Origin of the sequence: Paraburkholderia sp. SG-MS1, from assembly GCF_012275575.1 — a bacterium.
Lineage (GTDB): Bacteria > Pseudomonadota > Gammaproteobacteria > Burkholderiales > Burkholderiaceae > Paraburkholderia.
Genome location: NZ_NPIH01000270.1, coordinates 1 through 17,158, shown reverse-complemented (window position 1 = coordinate 17,158; position 17,158 = coordinate 1). Strand labels below are relative to the sequence as shown.

17 protein-coding genes and 1 pseudogene are annotated in these 17,158 nt (G+C 64.5%); 6 read left to right on the top strand and 12 right to left on the bottom strand.

What is annotated here, in order from left to right:
* The 4 genes from CIC12_RS27475 to CIC12_RS27460 form a co-directional block, all read right to left on the bottom strand.
* Positions 1 to 330: amidase family protein (locus CIC12_RS27475; protein WP_274597580.1), on the bottom strand; the 330-nt coding region annotated here is incomplete at its 3' end.
* The gene (locus CIC12_RS27470) at positions 327 to 860 is read right to left on the bottom strand and encodes a nuclear transport factor 2 family protein (protein WP_238812917.1); all 534 of its coding nucleotides are present in this window, start codon (positions 858 to 860) and stop codon (positions 327 to 329) included. The genes CIC12_RS27475 and CIC12_RS27470, both read right to left, overlap by 4 nt.
* Positions 861 to 862: 2 nt before the next feature.
* Positions 863 to 1,249 carry a hypothetical protein gene (locus CIC12_RS27465; RefSeq protein ID WP_168668836.1) on the bottom strand — a complete coding sequence of 129 codons (387 nt, stop codon included), beginning with the start codon at positions 1,247 to 1,249 and terminating at the stop codon, positions 863 to 865.
* Positions 1,250 to 1,337: 88 nt separating this feature from the next.
* The gene (locus CIC12_RS27460; protein WP_168668834.1) at positions 1,338 to 2,510 is read right to left on the bottom strand and encodes an acyl-CoA dehydrogenase family protein; all 1,173 of its coding nucleotides are present in this window, start codon (positions 2,508 to 2,510) and stop codon (positions 1,338 to 1,340) included.
* A 237-nt stretch (positions 2,511 to 2,747) separates the two neighbouring features.
* Between CIC12_RS27460 and CIC12_RS27455 the strand changes: the two genes are divergently transcribed.
* Positions 2,748 to 4,247 carry a PAS domain-containing sensor histidine kinase gene (locus tag CIC12_RS27455; RefSeq protein WP_168668832.1) on the top strand — a complete coding sequence of 500 codons (1,500 nt, stop codon included), beginning with the start codon at positions 2,748 to 2,750 and terminating at the stop codon, positions 4,245 to 4,247.
* Between the two features lie 7 nt (positions 4,248 to 4,254).
* On the opposite strand, the gene CIC12_RS27450 is transcribed toward CIC12_RS27455, so the two are convergent.
* Genes CIC12_RS27450 through CIC12_RS27435 form a run of 4 tightly spaced genes read right to left on the bottom strand, consistent with a single transcriptional unit; the run spans position 4,255 to position 7,842 of the window.
* Positions 4,255 to 5,571, bottom strand: a complete 1,317-nt coding sequence (locus CIC12_RS27450; RefSeq protein ID WP_168668830.1) for an MFS transporter — start codon at positions 5,569 to 5,571, stop codon at positions 4,255 to 4,257.
* A 47-nt stretch (positions 5,572 to 5,618) separates the two neighbouring features.
* Positions 5,619 to 6,011 carry a tautomerase family protein gene (locus tag CIC12_RS27445; protein ID WP_168668828.1) on the bottom strand — a complete coding sequence of 131 codons (393 nt, stop codon included), beginning with the start codon at positions 6,009 to 6,011 and terminating at the stop codon, positions 5,619 to 5,621.
* Positions 6,012 to 6,061: 50 nt separating this feature from the next.
* The gene (locus CIC12_RS27440) at positions 6,062 to 6,562 is read right to left on the bottom strand and encodes an aromatic-ring-hydroxylating dioxygenase subunit beta (RefSeq protein ID WP_168668826.1); all 501 of its coding nucleotides are present in this window, start codon (positions 6,560 to 6,562) and stop codon (positions 6,062 to 6,064) included.
* Positions 6,559 to 7,842, bottom strand: coding sequence for an aromatic ring-hydroxylating oxygenase subunit alpha (locus tag CIC12_RS27435; protein ID WP_168668824.1), 1,284 nt, complete (start codon positions 7,840 to 7,842; stop codon positions 6,559 to 6,561). The genes CIC12_RS27440 and CIC12_RS27435 overlap by 4 nt, the downstream gene beginning before the upstream one ends.
* A 106-nt stretch (positions 7,843 to 7,948) precedes the next feature.
* Between CIC12_RS27435 and CIC12_RS27430 the strand changes: the two genes are divergently transcribed.
* Entirely contained in the window at positions 7,949 to 8,869 is a 921-nt protein-coding gene (locus CIC12_RS27430; RefSeq protein ID WP_168668822.1) for a LysR family transcriptional regulator, read from the top strand.
* A 13-nt stretch (positions 8,870 to 8,882) separates the two neighbouring features.
* On the opposite strand, the gene CIC12_RS27425 is transcribed toward CIC12_RS27430, so the two are convergent.
* Entirely contained in the window at positions 8,883 to 9,770 is an 888-nt protein-coding gene (locus CIC12_RS27425; protein ID WP_168668820.1) for a LysR family transcriptional regulator, read from the bottom strand.
* A gap of 141 nt (positions 9,771 to 9,911) precedes the next feature.
* Positions 9,912 to 11,681 (bottom strand): SulP family inorganic anion transporter, encoded by a 1,770-nt coding sequence (locus CIC12_RS27420; RefSeq protein ID WP_168668819.1) that lies wholly within the window; start codon positions 11,679 to 11,681, stop codon positions 9,912 to 9,914.
* Positions 11,682 to 11,948: 267 nt separating this feature from the next.
* Between CIC12_RS27420 and CIC12_RS27415 the strand changes: the two genes are divergently transcribed.
* The 3 genes from CIC12_RS27415 (at position 11,949) to catC (ending at position 14,515) form a co-directional block, all read left to right on the top strand.
* On the top strand, positions 11,949 to 13,106 hold the full coding sequence (locus CIC12_RS27415) for a muconate/chloromuconate family cycloisomerase (protein ID WP_168668817.1): 1,158 nt from the start codon (positions 11,949 to 11,951) through the stop codon (positions 13,104 to 13,106).
* Positions 13,107 to 13,143: 37 nt separating this feature from the next.
* A complete protein-coding gene (gene catA, locus CIC12_RS27410; protein WP_168668815.1) occupies positions 13,144 to 14,052 on the top strand; it encodes a catechol 1,2-dioxygenase in 909 nt (302 codons plus the stop codon).
* A gap of 172 nt (positions 14,053 to 14,224) precedes the next feature.
* Entirely contained in the window at positions 14,225 to 14,515 is a 291-nt protein-coding gene (catC, locus tag CIC12_RS27405) for a muconolactone Delta-isomerase (RefSeq protein ID WP_121318070.1), read from the top strand.
* 174 nt (positions 14,516 to 14,689) lie between these two features.
* Here catC and CIC12_RS27400 read toward each other — a convergent pair whose 3' ends face one another.
* Both CIC12_RS27400 and CIC12_RS27395 read right to left on the bottom strand, forming a co-directional pair.
* The gene (locus CIC12_RS27400; protein ID WP_168668813.1) at positions 14,690 to 15,670 is read right to left on the bottom strand and encodes a PDR/VanB family oxidoreductase; all 981 of its coding nucleotides are present in this window, start codon (positions 15,668 to 15,670) and stop codon (positions 14,690 to 14,692) included.
* A gap of 189 nt (positions 15,671 to 15,859) precedes the next feature.
* Positions 15,860 to 16,744: a LysR family transcriptional regulator gene (locus tag CIC12_RS27395; protein WP_168668811.1), complete on the bottom strand. Its 885-nt coding sequence runs from the start codon at positions 16,742 to 16,744 to the stop codon at positions 15,860 to 15,862.
* A gap of 145 nt (positions 16,745 to 16,889) precedes the next feature.
* Between CIC12_RS27395 and CIC12_RS27390 the strand changes: the two are divergent.
* Positions 16,890 to 17,158, top strand: a pseudogene (locus CIC12_RS27390) (hypothetical protein); the annotation flags it as partial.

Genomic DNA, 17,158 nt, shown 5'->3' with positions numbered 1-17,158 from the left:
ATCCGCGAGCTTCAGACCGACCGCCGCTGCCGAACCGCTCGACGAGCCGCCCGGAATACGCGTAGCGTCCTGCGGATTTTGCGGTGTGCCGGTGTAGTCGTTGATACCGGTCATGCCGAACGCGAGTTCATGCATGTTCGCTTTGCCGACGATGCGCCAGCCGGCCGCGAGCAAACGCGCGACGACCTCCGCATGCTCTGCCGCGGGCGCCGTGTCGGCCAGCGCACGGCTTGCGGCCGTGGTTGCATAGCCGGCGATGTCGATTGTGTCCTTGATCGCGATCGACGCTCCTGTGCCGCCCAACGACAGGGTCTGGATGAACTCGTTCATGGATTCGATGTCCTTGCATTGACTTGCCACGGCGCATCGAACAGGCGCTCGGTGCGAAAGTGAGTGATGAGCCAGTCGCGGCCATTGGCCGCTGGCGCGAAATCCACTTCGAGACGCGCCGAGATCAGTTCCGCCGGCGCATCCACGTAACCCGACGCCTGCAGCATGATCCAGCGGCCCTTCGCGGCGGCGCCGCCCACCTCGATCGCTTCCGACGTGAGCAAGTGCACGTTCACCGAGAAATGCGGCGACGGCGGCAGGTAGCGCGAGAGCATCGCGATGATCGCCGTACGACCCTTCAGGCATCCGAACTTGTTGGCGTACTGTGGGCCGATGCCTTCCCAGACGGCATCGTCGGCAAACAGTGCGGCGAGCGTCTCGCCTTCGAGCGCGCCGCACGGCACATCGCATAGCGCCATATAACGCGCCATCGTGCCGCGTACCGCCGTTTCGGCTTCGAGCGCGGCAAGCCGCTCGCTCAGCGCGCGCAGCGTATCCGGGTTCGTCTGCATTGCATCGCGCTCGGTCATGTTCACGATGCGCTCGCGTGCTGCGGCGGCACTTGCAACGCGCGCCCGATGCGCGCTTCGATCTTGCCGTAGCGCCACAGGTTGTATTCGCCGACAGGCGTCGTGCGATACAGATTGCACACGGCGACCGTCGTGTCGAAGTCGCGCACGTCGGCCATGATGTAGAAGGTCCACGGCGAGTTGTCCGCGTGGCCGACGGTGAGGCGGTCGTCGTCCATGATGCCGAGTACCTCGACGCCTTCCATCGCTTCGATCGCGGCCAGCATCTTGCCGTAGGCCTGCCACACCGAGCCGATCTGCTCGCGCGGCAAATCGAAGAAATTCTGCGTGACGCCGCAGCAGAACAGAACGCGTAGCGGCAGCGCCGGATTGCCAGTCGAGGTGGACATGAGTAGGTTCTCCTTGAAATCGTGTGAACAGGGGGCAAAAGCGGAACGTGATCGGGTGACTTCACAGCGTGCGGAATCCCCAGTCCGCTCAGAGATAGCCGGGAATCGGGGGCACGCCGACGAACACCGCGCCGGCGCCGTCATAGTTGCCCTCACCCAGAAACGCGTGCTGCGTGACGACCATCGAGTCGCGCAACAGCCGCTGTAACGGATGCGTGCGATAGATCGCCATCGTGCCGCCGAGCCGGTATGCGCGCTGCACGACCTCGGCGCCTTCGCGTGCGATCTGTGTGGCCGCGAGACGCAGCAGGCTGACCTGATCGGCGGTGACGGGTGTGCCGGCGAGGATCGATTGCCAGACCTGATCGGTCGTGTCGTAGAAGAACGCGCGGGCCGAGCGCAATTGCGCCTCGGCTTTCGCGAGTTCGATGCGGTAGTACGCGCGGTCGGCGAGTTGCGGCGCGCCGGTCGTGGTCTTGCGGCCGCCCGCCATCTGATTGGCGACATCGAGCGCGGCGCGGGCCAGCCCCAGGTTGACTACGGCGAGCACCTGCGCCGCATAGGCGATGGTCGGGTAGCGATACAGCGGTTCGTCCACACACGGTTCGCCGCCGCGCACGAAAGTCCACGCATCGGCGACGAACTGGTCGTGCACGCGCAGATCGTGGCTGCCGGTGCCTTGCATGCCGACCACCTCCCAGTTCTCGACGATCTCCACCTGATGTGCACGGAACACGGCTGTGCGCGGTTTGCCGGGTGCGCCCGCGCCGCCCGTGCCGATGCCTACGCCGAGCCAGTCCGCACCCTTGCAGCCGCTCGCGAATTTCCAGGTGCCGTTCACGCGCCAGCCGCCATCCGCGGGTTGCGCGGATTGCACCGGAAAGAGGCCGCCCGCGAACACCTGGTCGGGTCCGTCGGCGTAGATCTGCGCCTGCGTCTGAAGCGGGAGTGCCGCCAGATAGACATTGGCCGACCCGAAGCTCGCGACCCATGCGGCCGAACCATCGGCCGCTGCAATCCGTTCGATCATGTCGAGAAACGCGGTGGGCGCAAGCGCATCGCCGCCGAAGCGCCGCGGCGTGGCCGCGCGATAGATGCCCGCGCGCTTGAGGCTGTCGATCACGTCGCGCGGCACATGCGAAAGCCGGTCGAATTCGTCGCGGCGCGCGGCGATCACGGCGATCACGTCGGCGAGCGGCAGGCGCGCGCTCATCGACGCGGGGCAGGGGCCGGAGGCGACGGCGCTGGCGGTGGCGGACATGTGGGCTTCTCCTTGATTCGATATCGGCGGGAATAGGGCGCACGGTGTGGTCGAAGAAGACTCGCCGTGCACAGTGAGGCCAGTCTAGGAACGCAAAAAGAACGCTTCAATTGGGATACGGGGCGCGCTTTTAGGTAACGCGCCGGGGTCGTCTAAAGAAATCTTCAGATACGGATTGCGGGTACTGGTGTTATGTTTCTGCACACACCCGATCGAACCTGTATGCCGCCGTGCCCGATGACTTTTCCCGCCGAAGCCGATTTTCACCGCCTGCTCGACGCGCTGACGCTGTGCGTGCTGCTGCACGACGCCGAAACCAAGGCGATCGTGTGGGCCAACCGCGCGGCGTGCGCGGCGCTCGGCTTCACGCTCGACGAATTGTTGCCGCTTAAAGCCAAGGACATGACGCGCCCGGTGCCGAAGTACCGGCGCGAGATCGGCGTGGGCGCGATGGACCGTTCGATCACCGAGGGTCCGCAGGTCTACGAGTGGTGCTACCGTTCGCGCAGCGGCGCCGATATGCTGTCCGAAGCAATTGCCACCTTTGTGCCGCTCGCCGCGCGCCCGGTCGTGATGGTGCAGTTCCGCGACATCAGCGCGGAGGACACGCTCAAGCAGACGTTGCGGCGCTACGAATCGCGGCTGCGTGAATTCATGCAGGATCTCGGCGAAGGCGTCGCGGTGCTGACGCCCGCGGGCGTCGTGGAATTCGTCAGCGAGTCCGGACGGCGCGTGCTCGGTCTCGAAGAAGGCGCGCCGATGGGCGACCTGCTCGACTATTGCAGCGCGCCCGATCGCGACCGTCTGCTCGCGCAGCTTGCTGCCGCGCCGCGCATCCAGCCGTCGGCGCCGCAGCGTTACCAGATCACGCGCCGCGACGGCGCGCCGGGCTGGCTGCGCATCACGTGCCGGCGCATCGAGATCGAAGACGACCTCAATGGCCGCCTGCTGCACTTTCGCGACGTGACCGACGAGGTCGCGCTCGAAGAGGCCCGCCGCAACGAAGCGCGTCTGCTCGAATATGCGGGGCGTTACAACGCCATGGGCGAAATGGCGACTGCGATCGCTCATGAGTTGAGCCAGCCGCTCGCGGCGGTGCGCAACTTCATCGAAGGGGCGATTCGCCGCCTCGCGCAACCCGGCTCGCTCGACGACGCCGTGTGGGGGCTGCGAAGTGCCGATCGCCAGGCGGAGCACGCGGCGTTGATCATCCGGAGCGTGCGCGATTACATTGCGAGGCGCGAGCCGAGCGAGACACATGCCGATTTGCGCGAGGTGCTCGCCGACGCCGCTTACTTCATCGCGTTGCGCGCGCGCGACGCGCGCGTGACGGTCACGATCGATCAGGCGGGCGAGCCGTTGCCGGTCTATGTCGAGCGCGTGCTGATCGGCCAGGTGCTGCTCAATCTCGCGTTCAATGCGATCGACGCGCTGGGCCAAGGCACGCAGGCGGACCCCACACTGCCGCGAAAGAACGAATTGCGCCTTGTCACTCAACTGCGCGGCAAACACGCACGGGTCCAGGTGATCGACAACGGTCCCGGCGTGCCCGCCGATGCGTACGGGCGCCTCTTCGACGGCTTTTCGTCGTCGAAAGCGGGCGGCAACGGCATCGGCTTGTCGCTGTGCAAGAACATCGTCATGCGGCACGGCGGCGAGATCTGGGCGAAGCCGGCGCCCCACGGCGGCCTCGAGTGCAGCTTCACGTTGCCGCTCGCGCTCGCGCCGCCCGCCTGAGCCCGGCCTAATCATGCGCGGCGTGCGTGTTCTTCGGAATGGTCATGAGCGTCAGCGCGGTAATCAGGCCGAAGCCGATCAGCATCAACGCAACCGGCCACGGCGCCCGGACCTGCGCATACAGTGCGGTCGCGACCAGCGGCGCGAGTCCGCCGGAAAAGACCGAGGCGATTTCGTGGCCGAGCGCCATGCCCGAGTAGCGCACTTCGGTGGGGAACAGTTCGCCCATCAGCGCGGGCTGCGTGCCGATCATCGCGGCGTGGCACAACGGCAGGCCCAGCGCGAGCGACAGGAAAACATAGAGTGGCTGATGCGTGTCGATCAGCCAGAAGGCCGGAAACGCGATCACCACGAGGCCGAGTGCGCCGATCATATACACGGGGCGCCGTCCGATCACGTCCGAGAGCCGGCCCCATAGTACGATCGTCACGAGTTCGAGCAGCATTGCGATCATCACGCCGCCGAGCATCACCGAAACCGGCACGCCGACCGTCTTGCCATACACGAGCACGAACGACAGAAAGATATACGTGCCGCCGTTTTCGGCGACACGCAGCCCCATCGCCTGCAAAACCTGCTGCGGATGATTGCGCAGCACGGTCAGCACCGGCATGTGCTTCGGTTTGGCAGCGGCGAAGTCGCGGCTTTCGGGCAAGCGCCGGCGAATATACACACCGACACCGAAGATCAGCACGCTCGCGAGAAACGGCACGCGCCAGCCCCACGACATGAAGCTTTCGAGCGGCAGCCGCTGCACCAGATAGAACGCCGCCGCCGACAGCACGAAACGGCCGGCTACGCCCAATTGACTGAACGACGCGTAGTAGCCGCGCCGGTTGGCCGGTGCGCTTTCGCTGATCAGGAGCACACCACCGCCCCATTCGCCGCCGGACGCGATGCCTTGCACGATCCGCAGACACACGAGTGCGACGGGCGCGAGAAAGCCGACCTGCGAGAACGTCGGCAACAGGCCGATGCCGAAGGTCGCCACGCCCATCATCATCAGCGTGAAGACCAGCGCGCCTTTGCGTCCATGCCGGTCGCCGATGTGGCCGAACACGACGCCGCCCAGCGGCCGCGCGAGAAAGCCGATCGCGAAGCCCGCGAATGCGGCGAGCGTGCCGAGCAACGGATCGCCGTGCAGCGGGAAAAACAGCGGCCCGAAGATCAGCGCGGCAGCCGTGCCGTACAGAAAGAAGTCGTACCATTCGAGCGCATTGCCGATCACGGAGGCGACGATGATTCGCCGCAAGGTTCGCGAAGCAGCTGGCATCGCGGACGCGGGAGGCAAGCCGGCCGCGGGGGAAAACGTATCGTTTTGCATCGTGTGCTCGCTGTTGTCGCGGTATCGCGGGGGGCGCGGAAAGGGTGCTAGCGCCCGAGTGACTTCGCGCTCTGGCCGCCGATGCCGAAGTCGGTATTCGGGATGTCCTTGATCATCACGCGGGCGGCTGCCAATGGCGTATCGAGCAGGTTCGCGGCGGTCTCGCTGAGCGCGGCGATCAACGCGCCCTTTTGCGCGGGCGTGCGGCCCGCGATCAGAATCGCGACAATGCTCAACAGCGGGCTGCGTGCGCCAGGGGCATTGCTCGCGCAAAGGCCGCCTAGGCCGATGTCGTGCGGCGGCAATTCGCTCAGCAGAATCCGCACCGCTTCAGCGGGCGCGCCGATCGCCTCGACCGTGGCCTGCGTGAGACTCGCGATCAGTTCCGCCTTGCGCGCCGGCGCGTGTCCGGCCGGTAGATAGACTTCTAGTGTAGGCATCGTTTCGCCAAGCTCGCAGGTTCGCAGGTTCGTCGATCACGGTTTGGCGATCACAGCAGGAAGCCGATCGCGCTCAACGCATCGGTCGAATCGATCAGACGGATCACCTTCTGCGCGATGCGTGGCTCGCCGCTCGCAAAGCCGATTCGATGCGTGAGGTCCGCCGCGAACAGCGTCGCCTTGCCGCGTTTGTACGCGACGATCACTTGCGCCGAGTTCACCGTGACTTCATCGCTGGCGTCGCTCGTCAGGGTGAAGCGCGAGACCGTGCGCACGGTGCGGGCGGCGTCGCTCGCCGACGCCGAGTAGCCGGACGTCATCCGTTGCACGCGTTTTTCGCGCATGTCCCGATCGTCGTACGCGTAGTTCAGCGTGGCGGCGAAGTCGGTGGCGTCGGGCTCGATCGGCACCACGTAGAAGCCCGCCGGGTCCCACAGCGTCAGCCACTCGTGATAGTCCTTGCGATCGAGCAGTTCGGCTTCGCGCCAGATGAGTTCGATCGCGTCGGCGAAGAGCTTCTGCGAGAACAGGGTGTTGCGCTCGTCCATCATGCTTGCTCCATCATCGTGCGCCATTGCGCGTACGCTTCGCGCATGCCGGTTTCGTCGGTGGCGTGCGCGGTTTTTTCGCCGTTCGATGCGGTGTGCTCGCGATTCAGACCGCGGTTCACGAGAATCGGCAGATCGGGGCCGGCTTGCGAGCCGCGCTGCACGCGCTCCCAGGCCTCTGCGTCGTCGGGGCTGCCGAAACCGAACGGGCCCTGGAAGTGTTCGTGAATACGCAGACGCACGCGGTTCGCTTCGTCCGGGCCGCCATCCATCGCGAGCGCGACGTGGCGGATTTCCGTTTCGTGCGCGGAAATGGGCCGCAGCACGCGGAAAAACGCCATCGACAACGCGAGATTCGGAAACAGATTCAGGTTGAAGCCGACACCCATCAGCGAGCGCACGACGCGGCGCACCTCGTCGGGCGTGTGATCTTTCGCTAGTGATGCAGCGAGCGCCTCGAAGCGTTCGGGGATCGGCGCGCCATCATCCATGTCCAGATCGACGAGTTCGGGCACGAGCACCGCAAGGCTATGGCCGTTGCCGAGCGAGCGGCAGAACGCGTCCTCGCTGGTCATGAAACGGGTGATCGCGGTGGCCGTTTCGTCGTCGATCGACTTCATCCACGATTTGTGGACGACCGGAAAGTGATAGAGGTCCGTGGTGTTTTCGAGCTGAATCTTCCAGTTGCCGTTGAAGCGGAAACGGTGTTCGCCGTTCGCCTTGATCGGATAGCCCGCACCCTGCTTCATGAACAGATCGATCCAGGGTTTCGCACCGCCGAGAAAATCTTCGAGCGGCTCGATCTCCTGATTGAAGCTCGCAAATATCAAACCTTGATAGATTCCCACACGCAGACTCGCAAGCGGCAGCTCCGTCTTGTCGATCACGCCTTCATAGCCGTCGCCATACGGTAGAGCGCGCAAGGCGCCGTCGAGGCCGTAGGTCCAGCTGTGATACGGGCACATGAAGCCTTTCGCGTTGCCCTTGTGCTGTTCGCACACGGTCGCACCGCGATGGCGGCAGCGGTTCTGCAGCACGTTGACCGCGCCGCTCCTGTCGCGCACGACGATCACCGGCTGGCGGCCGATCGTCGTGGTGCGGAAGTCGCCGGGGTTCGGCAGTTCGCTTTCGTGCGCGACCCAGATCCATGTCTTGTAGAAAATGCGCTCGAGTTCGGTTTCGAAGACGGCCGGGTCGTAGTACAGCGAAGGGGCGACGCGGTCGGACTGCGCGCGCTGGTACAGCGCGCTCGAATCGACGGTCTGATATGGCAATTCGCTCATGACGGTGTAGTGGGGGTGTGGTCGATGGAGCAAAGTCTCGCCGAGTGACTGATATGCGTCAAATTGATCTAAAATGAAAACTAAAATCAACCGCATGGATATATCGATGAATTCGCTGGACCACGTCGACCTCAACCTGCTGCGCGTCTTTCAGGCGATCGTCGAGGAGCGCAGCCTCACGCGGGCCGGTCAGCGGCTCGCGCTGTCACAGCCGGCCATCAGCTATTCGCTGGGGCGTCTGCGCACGCTGTTCGATGATCCGCTGTTCATTCGCACGCGCGCCGGCATGCAGCCGACGCCGATCGCGCTCGAGTTGTCGGCGATCGTGTCGCGCGCGCTCGACACGGTTCGCGAAGCGCTGCGTTACGCGGAGCATTTCGATCCGGCGGCGAGCACGCGCACGTTCCGGCTGTCGCTCTCGGACGCGGGTGAACTGGCTTATCTGCCGCCGATCTGCGAAGCCTTGCACCAGCAGGCGCCGCGCGTGAGATTGCGCGTCGAGCCGTTGCCGGTCGAAGAAATCGAAGACGCGTTGCGCGCGAGCCGGCTCGATTTCGCCATCGGCAATCTGCCGACGCTGACCGCGCGCACGCGCCATCAGGCGTTGTTCGAGGAAACCTATGTATGCATGACGCGCAAGCGGCGCGGCTTGCCGCGCGCGAAGGAGCTGGGTCTGAAGGCGTTTCTGGAGGCCTCGCACGTGCAGATCACGTCGGTCGAGCACAGCCATCATGCGCTCGACGACGAGTTCCGCGCGCAAGGCGTCGGGCGTCATATCGCGCTGGAATTACCGCATTTCGTCGCGCTGCCGAGCGTGCTTGCCGTGACTGATCTGTTCGCTACGCTGCCGCGCCGCCTCGCGCAGATTTTCAACCGCGGCGGCGGCTTTCAGATCTATGAGTTGCCGGTGAGCCTGCCGGTCGCGGCGGTCACGATGCATTGGCACGAGCATTTCGATCAGGACGAGGGCAACGTGTGGCTGCGCACGCTGATGGCGGACATCGTGCGGCGCTTCGACGCGCAGTGACGCCGTGGCGGCGTCACGTCCGTTTGAAGAGCCCGCGCGCGAGCGAACACAGCAACGTGGTGGCGGGCGACCCGTCCTGCAAACGGCGGCTCATGATGATCGGCGAGGCGATGCTGGCCGCCGGAATCGGCCGGTACACGACGCCATGCGCGCGCAAACCTTCCACGCTTTCCGGCACGAGGCACACGCCCACTTGCGCCGCGACCAGACCGAGTGCGGTTTGTAATTCCCGCACTTCATGAATCGCCTTCGGCTCCAGCGCGTGATCGTGCAGCGCCGAAAGCTGCTGGTCGGCATAGCTCGGCCGCGGCGTGCTCGGATAGACGATCAGCGTTTCCTGGGCGAGCGCGGCGAGCGTCAGCGGCTTCTTTTGCCGCGCGAGCGGATGGTCTTGCGGTAGCGCCGCAATCATGCGTTCTTCGACGAGCACTTCGCGCGCCAGTTGCGCGTCGTCAAAACGCAGGCGGCCGAAGCCGACGTCGATCCGGCCGCCTTTGAGCGCGGCCAGTTGCTCGATCGTGAACATTTCGATCAGCGACAACTCAATATGCGGCGCGGCCTCGCGAAACGCGCGAATCACGGCGGGCAGCGCGCCGTACAGCGTGGACGGCACGAAGCCGATCACGATGCGCTCGGCCAGTTGTGCGAGCCGGCGCGTGAGCGGCGCGAGTTCGTCGGCTTCGTCGACGAGGCGCTTCGCCTGCGTGTAGAAGATGCGGCCGGCTTCCGTCAAACGCAGCGGCCGCGACCCGCGTTCGAACAGCGGCAGGCCGACGCTTTCCTCGATTTGCTGAATCTGCCGGCTTAGCGGCGGCTGCGTCATGTGCAGGCGATTGGCGGCCCGCGTGATGTTCATTTCTTCCGCAACCGCGATGAAGTAGCGGAGTTGGCGAAGTTCCATGCAGCCCCCTAAGGTACTGGTTTTCTTATTGATCTCGAACGTTCCTGAGCACAGGCCAGCCCATGCGGCGAAGGCGCAGGTTAGTGCAGGCGGGCGGCTATGGTCAACGTTCGCGTATGCCTGGTAGGCCACGTACGCCGGTCATGGCCGCTGCGGCCCCGTACCATGTTCATGCGTGGCGGCGCCGGATTCCTTCAGATAGTCGTCGATCGCACTGCCCACCGTGGGATGGAAGTGGCGCTCGCCAATCACGTCAGTCAGCTCGAAGCGGATCAGCTTGTCGCGTACCGGATCCTTCATTTCGGCGAAATGCAGCGTGATGCCGCGCTCGCCGAGAATCCGGCTCAGTTCCCGCAGCATGTCGGCGGAAGTGACGTCGACGCTCGTCACCGGCTCTGCCGCGACGACGACCCGGCGAACCGGCGAGGGATAGTCGTCGACCGCTTCCAGAAGCCGATCCTGAAACAGCTCCGCGTTGGCGAAGAACAGCGGCGCATCCCAGCGGAACAGCAGAAGCCCCGTGGGCCGCGTGGCATGTGGATAGCGCTTGATGTCATGGTAGCCGCGCAATCCGTCCACGTGACCGAGAACCGCGTAATGAGGCCGCCAGCCGTCCCAGAGAAATTCGATGATCGCGATCACCACCGCGAGACAGATGCCAGGAATCGCGCCGAATACCGCGACACCGGCGAAGCATGCGAGCGAGAGCCAGAACTCCCACTGCTGGATGCGATAGATGCGCTTGAGGTCCCTCACTTCGAACAGGCCGAGCGCTGCTGCAATCACGACCGCGGCGAGCGCGCTGTTGGGCAGATAGCGCATCAGATTGGGCGCCGCCAGCAGCAGCGCCGCGACGGCCAGCGCGCCGACGACGCCGGTCAATTGCGTGCGCGCGCCTGCCGCTTCGGCCACTGGCGTGCGCGAGGCGCTGCTGCTGATCGGAAACCCCTGGAAAAAGCCGGCCGCGAGATTGGCCGCACCGAGGCCCACCATCTCCTGATTTGGATCGACGCGGCTGTGAAGCCGTGCGGCGAAGGTGCGTGACAGCACGCTGGTGTCGGCAAACGAAATCAACGCCACAGCGCATCCGCCAAGCAGGATCTTGACGAGGTCGGCGCCGCTCGCCCACGGCAGCACGAAAGCGGGCAAGCCTTGCGGGATTTTGCCGAGCACCTTGACGCCGGCGCCGTCGAGGTCGAAGAGGTAGACGCACAGCGTCGCCAGCACCACGGCGATCAGAATGCCGGGCAGCTTGTCGAAACGTTTGAGCAGCAGGATCAGGGCGAGACTGCCCGCCCCGACCGCCAGGCTGTACCAGTTGGTTTTCCCGGCGACGATGGCGTGTGTCAGGTCCAACAGGATGGCCAGAGAACCATCGCCGTTGCCGGAGACGCCGAAGAGCCGCGGTAACTGGCTGATCAGGACGGTGATCGCGATGCCGTTCATGTAGCCGTATCGAATGGGCTTGGACAGCAGTTCGGTGATGAAGCCCAGCCGCAGCAGTCCCATGACGATGCAGAACACGCCGGAGACGATCGCGAGCATGCTGGCCACCGCGATCGCGCGCGACGGATCGCCCATGGCCAGCGTCGCGACGACCGCGAGGATCGGCGCCGCAAGCGCGGAGTCCGGACCCACGACGAGAATCCGGCTCGGACCGAAGAGCGCATACGCGAGCAGCGGAACGATCGTCGCGTACAGACCGACGACACCAGGGACGCCGGACGCCTCGGCATAGGCGATGCCCACCGGCACCAGCATCGTCGTCAGGACGAGTCCCGCCGTCACGTCCTTCGGCAGCCAGCTGAGCTGATACCCCTTCAACATCACGAGTCCGGGGAGCCAGCGCAGCCATCCTTGCGGGCGGTTCGCGGCATGCCCGGCAGCGGGAGTCGATGGATCGGATTGCATGAATCGGCTACTTACCGTCGAAGCGCGCTTGCGCATGATAGGGAGGGACGTCGCCGTCGTTATCTAATAGAAAGAATAGTGCACAGCCGCCGAAGGCAGTAGAGGGTTCGCGCGCAGGGCCCGCCGTGAGCTGTGCCGCATCGCTCCAACGCGCTCGCGCGTTCCATACCGCCAGAGTATGGAAGTAGTCTGAATGAGTGTTGGACTGCCTGGCGCGTTTGTTCCTAATATGGGGCTCGCGATTAAAGCCGTTCAGGAGGGCAACGAATGACAGCAACACCCGTGAAGATCGAGAGCGTGGAGACGATTCTCGTCGACGTACCGACGATCCGTGCGCACCGCCTCTCGGTCGCAACGATGAACTGCCAGACGCTCGTGCTGGTGCGCATCCGTTGCGCGGACGGCGTGGTCGGCGTGGGCGAGGGCACCACGATTGGTGGCCTCGCGTATGGCGAGGAGAGCCCGGAGAGCATCAAGGTCAACATCGACACGTATTTCGCGCCGTTGCTCAAAGGCATGGACGCAACCCGCCCGGGCGCCGCGATGGCGACACTGCGCGGGCTGTTTCAAGGCAACCGCTTTGCGAAGTCCGCGCTCGAAACCGCGTTGTTCGACGCGCAGGCGCAACGCGTCGGCGTGCCGTTGTCGGAGTTGTTCGGCGGCCGCGTACGCGAATCGGTGGATGTCGCATGGACGCTCGCGAGCGGCGACACGAACCGCGATATCGACGAAGCCGAGCGCGTGTACGAGACGAAACGCCATCGCGTCTTCAAGCTGAAGATCGGTTCGCGCGCAGTGGCCGACGACGTCGCGCATGTGGCCGCGATCGGAAAAGCGCTCGAAGGACGCGGTGAAGTGCGGGTCGACGTGAACCAGGCATGGACCGAATCGGAAGCGATCTGGGCAGGCCGCCGTTTCGCCGACGCGGGCGTCGCGTTGATCGAACAGCCGATCGCCGCGGGGAACCGCGCGGGCCTGAAGCGCCTGACCGATCTCGCCCAAGTGCCGATCATGGCCGACGAAGCGCTGCACGGCCCGGTGGATGCATTCGCGCTCGCGAGCGCGCGCGCCGCCGATGTCTTCGCAGTGAAGATCGCGCAATCGGGTGGCTTGAGCGGCGCCGCGCAGGTGGCCGCGATTGCGGCGGCTGCGAATATCGACCTGTATGGCGGGACGATGCTCGAAGGCGCGGTGGGCACGATCGCGTCGGCGCAACTCTTCAGTACCTTCGGCGAATTGAAGTGGGGCACCGAGCTGTTCGGACCGCTGCTGTTGACCGAAGAAATTCTCACCGAGCCGCTGCGCTACGAAAATTTTGCGCTGCATCTGCCGCAGGCGCCGGGCCTCGGCATCTCGCTCGACTGGGACAAGATCGACCGTCTACGGCGCGACACGCGCAAAGGCGCGAGCGTTACCGCTACGTAACTTAGCCATCCAGAATATCAAACCAGGGAGATACCCCATGAACAAGCAAGCCATCGATACGCTGCTGCAAAAGATCAACGACAGCGCCACCAGTGAAGGCAATCCGCGCACGAAGCAGATCGTGAACCGGATCGTGCAGGACCTGTTCTATACGATCGAAGATCTCGACGTGCAGCCCGACGAATTCTGGACCGCGCTGAACTATCTCGGCGAAGCTGGCAAGAGCGGCGAGCTGGGCTTGCTGGCAGCGGGTCTCGGGTTCGAACATTTTCTCGATCTGCGTCTGGACGAAGCCGAAGCGAAGGCCGGTATCGAAGGCGGCACGCCGCGCACGATCGAAGGTCCGTTGTATGTGGCGGGCGCGCCGGAGTGCGTCGGTCACGCACGGCTCGACGACGGCACCGACCCGGGGCAGACGCTCGTGATGCGCGGCCGTGTGCTCGGCGAGGACGGCAAGCCGCTCGCGAATGCGCTGGTCGAAGTGTGGCATGCGAACCATCTCGGCAATTACTCGTACTTCGACAAATCGCAGCCGGCGTTCAATCTGCGCCGCTCGATCCGCACGGATGCCGAAGGCAAATACAGTTTCCGCAGCGTCGTGCCGGTCGGCTATAGCGTGCCGCCGCAAGGTCAGACGCAATTGCTGCTCGATCAGCTCGGCCGTCACGGGCATCGTCCGGCGCATATCCACTTCTTCGTTTCCGCGCCGGATTGCCGCAAGCTGACGACACAGATCAACATCGACGGCGATCCGTATCTGTGGGACGACTTCGCTTTCGCGACGCGCGACGGCCTCGTGCCCGCGCTCAAGCAGGCCGAAGGCGCCGACGGGAAACCGTATGGCGTGGAAGGCAACTTCGCGCTGATCGATTTCGACTTCACGCTGTTCAACGAACGCGACAATCTGCCAGGCGCCGAAGTGGAACGGGCGCGCGCCGAGGCTTGATGCTGTGCAGGCGTTGAGAAAAGGCGCTTGGACGTAGGGCAGGAATCTATGGACCCTGGCTTGCACGGCGTGTGGCTCGCCGTGTCAGCCAGGGTCTTTCATTACCGATCATTCTTTGATCATGTGTCGATTACCCATCGAGTGCGGTATCGATCACCCGAGGAGAGCAAGCATGTTGTTTCACGTCGAGATGACCGTCAATCTGCCGCCGGACATGGATGCGCAACGCGCCGCGCGTCTGAAGGCCGACGAAAAGGCGATGTCGCAACGACTTCAGCAGGAAGGCGTATGGCGGCACTTGTGGCGCATTGCCGGGCGCTACGCGAATATCAGTGTGTTCGATGTAGAAAGCCCCGCGCATCTGCATGACGTGCTGAGCCAGTTGCCGCTGTTTCCGTATATGGATGTCGAAGTGCGCGCGCTGTGCCGGCACGCATCGTCGATTCGCGACGACGACCGTTAAGCGTCGCGGAAGAGATCGGAGTGGGGAAGGTGCTGCGAATGCAGCACCTTTTGCTATTGCATGAAGCCGCTATCGTGCAATGGCGCAATGCCGAACATGCGGTTAGACGGTCATCACACGCCACGCGCAAAACCGCAAAATCGCAAAACCGCAACACCGCAACACCGCAACACCTCAAAGATCCAGCACGAGCACCGGCGACGTCGCGCGCGACACACAGCAGCAGATCACCTTGCCGCTCGCGCGTTCCGCTTTGCTCAGACAATGGTCGCGATGCTCGGGCGTGCCGCTCACCACGTCGATCATGCAGGTGCCACAGACGCCCTCGCCACACGACGTGTCCACTTCGATGCCGATCGACGCCAGCGCCGCCACGATGGTCGTGTCCTTGTCGACGCGCACGGTCGCGCCGCTGCTGGCGATCCGCACGTCGAACGCGTCGAGCGGCGCCGCTTCACCGCTCAGGGCGGCGCAAGCCGGCTCCGCCGCAAAGCGTTCCAGGTGAATTGCGTCCGGCGCGACGCGCGTTTCGCCGATCGCCACCACGCGATCCATGAAAGGCGCGGGGCCGCAGGTATAGATATGCGTGCCGTCATGCGAGCCTTGCAGACAATCGCCGAGCACCGTATCGAGCTGCTCGCGCGTTACGCCGAAGTGAAACTTCACGTGAGCGCTGAACGGCGCGCGTGAGAGCAACGGCAAGAACGCCGCGTGCTCCGCGCTACGTGCGAAATAGTGCAGCGTGAAGCGCTGCCGCTGCTTCAGCAACCGGTAGGCCATGCTCAATAACGGCGTCACGCCGATGCCCGCGGCGACCAGGATGTGTTCGTCGGCATCGGGCGCAAGCTGGAACAGATTGCGCGGCGCGCCGATCGTCAGTTCGCTGCCGACCGTGACCTCGTCATGCAACGCACGCGAGCCACCACGCGAAGCGTCTTCACGCTTCACCGCAAACAGATGCGCGTCGCGCTGATCCGGGTCGCCGCACAACGAATATTGCCGCGTGAGCCCGGACGGGCCGACTACGTCGATGTGCGCGCCGGGTTCGTAGTGGTCGAACGGCTGGCCATCCAGACGCGAGACGCTGAATGAGCGCACGCCGTGCGCTTCGTCACGCACGCTCTCGACACGTACGTTGAAGGTGGTTCTTTCCATGATTCTGCCGACAAGAAATAACGCTGCAATGCGCACTGCGTGAGCAGTGCGGGCGCCGCGCGCATGGGTTGCAGGCGGTCGTGCGTCAAGGATAGGAACCGAGGCCAAATCAGGCAAATCGATTAAAAATATCCAGTTGGATAAATCTGGCTGATATCAACCGGATTGGCCGAACCCTGTCCGAAATCGCTAGATTCCAGCCAGATGCCGCACCAGCGCCTTTTCCAGCCGTGACATCGCGTTCAGCTCGCGCATGCAGACCAGCAACTGGCGCGAGGCCCAGCTCTCGGCCAGCTCGATCGTGCGAATGCCCGGCGTACCGCGATAGCGCCGCGCGGCCGTGGCCGGCACGATGCCGACCCCCGCACCCTGTTCGACCATGCAGCAGATGCCGTCGAAGGTGCGCATGTGCGCGCGATAGCGTAGAGGCTGACCGGCCAGCAAAGCGCGCTCGCCGAGATACGCGTGCAATGCGCTGTCCGCGCTGAGACCGATGAATTCGCGCGCGGCCACCTCCGCGAGCGTGGCACGCCGGCGCGTGGCGAGCGGATCGTCGCGGCTCGTGATCAGCACCAGCTTGTCGACGGCAAACGCAAACGTCTGCAGTGCGCCATGCTCGACCGCATCGGAAATGATGCCGATCTCCGCGGCGCCCGTGAGCACGGCCTTGACCGTCTCGCTGCTTTGACGTTCCTTCAGATCGATCTGCACGTTCGGGTGTTCGCGCAGAAAAAGGCCGATCGCCGAAGGCAGGAACTCGGTGATGGCGGCGGTATTGGTCCACAGGCGGATGCAGGCTTTGCGCCCCTCCTGATGCTCGCCCAGCTCGCCCTGCATCCTTTCGATCTGCCCGAGCACGAGCCGCGCATGATGCGCGAGCGTATCGCCAGTCGGCGTGGATTCGACACCGCGGCGGCCGCGTTCGAGCAGCGGCATGCCAAGCGCGTCCTCCATGCCGCGCAGCCGGGCGCTCGCCGAGGGCAGCGACAGGTTCGCGCGCGCGGCGCCGTGCGTGATGCTGCCGGTGTCGAGTACATGCAGAAAGAGCCGGAGATCGATGAGGTCAAAGCGCATGAGCGTGTAGTTCGAGCAGGAGACGCGGAAAGGGAATCGAGCCTTAGCCTTAGTCTCAGCCTAAGTCACGATACGTATCTTACGCATTGTGGACTGCGCGGCGGCGATTGAAAATCGCTCACCTTACTTCAATAAAAATCGGCCGATGATCTCTTCGTTTGCGACTCTGTTTTCCGGTCTGCTTCCGGGTTCGATTGCGCTGCATGCCAGCGTGATCGCCGCGACCTTCGTCGTGGCCGGTTTCGTAAAAGGCGTGACCGGCATGGGCCTGCCCACCGTCGCAATGGGCGTGCTCGGCACGCTGATGCTGCCCGCTCAGGCGGCCGCGTTGCTGCTGTTGCCGTCGTTCGTCACGAACGTCTGGCAACTGTTCGCGGGGCCGAGCGTGCGCGCGCTGCTCAAGCGCTTCTGGCC

Excerpts from the sequence above, each read along its gene's own strand:
- CIC12_RS27430 (WP_168668822.1), top strand. The coding sequence starts at position 7,949 with ATGAATTCGCTGGACCACGTCGACCTCAACCTGCTGCGCGTCTTTCAG.
- CIC12_RS27420 (WP_168668819.1), bottom strand. The coding sequence starts at position 11,681 with ATGCAATCCGATCCATCGACTCCCGCTGCCGGGCATGCCGCGAACCGC.
- CIC12_RS27435 (WP_168668824.1), bottom strand. The coding sequence starts at position 7,842 with ATGAGCGAATTGCCATATCAGACCGTCGATTCGAGCGCGCTGTACCAG.
- CIC12_RS27440 (WP_168668826.1), bottom strand. The coding sequence starts at position 6,562 with ATGATGGACGAGCGCAACACCCTGTTCTCGCAGAAGCTCTTCGCCGAC.
- catA (WP_168668815.1), top strand. The coding sequence starts at position 13,144 with ATGAACAAGCAAGCCATCGATACGCTGCTGCAAAAGATCAACGACAGC.
- CIC12_RS27400 (WP_168668813.1), bottom strand. The coding sequence starts at position 15,670 with ATGGAAAGAACCACCTTCAACGTACGTGTCGAGAGCGTGCGTGACGAA.
- CIC12_RS27470 (WP_238812917.1), bottom strand. The coding sequence starts at position 860 with ATGACCGAGCGCGATGCAATGCAGACGAACCCGGATACGCTGCGCGCG.
- catC (WP_121318070.1), top strand. The coding sequence starts at position 14,225 with ATGTTGTTTCACGTCGAGATGACCGTCAATCTGCCGCCGGACATGGAT.
- CIC12_RS27415 (WP_168668817.1), top strand. The coding sequence starts at position 11,949 with ATGACAGCAACACCCGTGAAGATCGAGAGCGTGGAGACGATTCTCGTC.
- CIC12_RS27465 (WP_168668836.1), bottom strand. The coding sequence starts at position 1,249 with ATGTCCACCTCGACTGGCAATCCGGCGCTGCCGCTACGCGTTCTGTTC.
- CIC12_RS27445 (WP_168668828.1), bottom strand. The coding sequence starts at position 6,011 with ATGCCTACACTAGAAGTCTATCTACCGGCCGGACACGCGCCGGCGCGC.
- CIC12_RS27460 (WP_168668834.1), bottom strand. The coding sequence starts at position 2,510 with ATGTCCGCCACCGCCAGCGCCGTCGCCTCCGGCCCCTGCCCCGCGTCG.
- CIC12_RS27425 (WP_168668820.1), bottom strand. The coding sequence starts at position 9,770 with ATGGAACTTCGCCAACTCCGCTACTTCATCGCGGTTGCGGAAGAAATG.
- CIC12_RS27395 (WP_168668811.1), bottom strand. The coding sequence starts at position 16,744 with ATGCGCTTTGACCTCATCGATCTCCGGCTCTTTCTGCATGTACTCGAC.
- CIC12_RS27455 (WP_168668832.1), top strand. The coding sequence starts at position 2,748 with ATGACTTTTCCCGCCGAAGCCGATTTTCACCGCCTGCTCGACGCGCTG.
- CIC12_RS27450 (WP_168668830.1), bottom strand. The coding sequence starts at position 5,571 with ATGCAAAACGATACGTTTTCCCCCGCGGCCGGCTTGCCTCCCGCGTCC.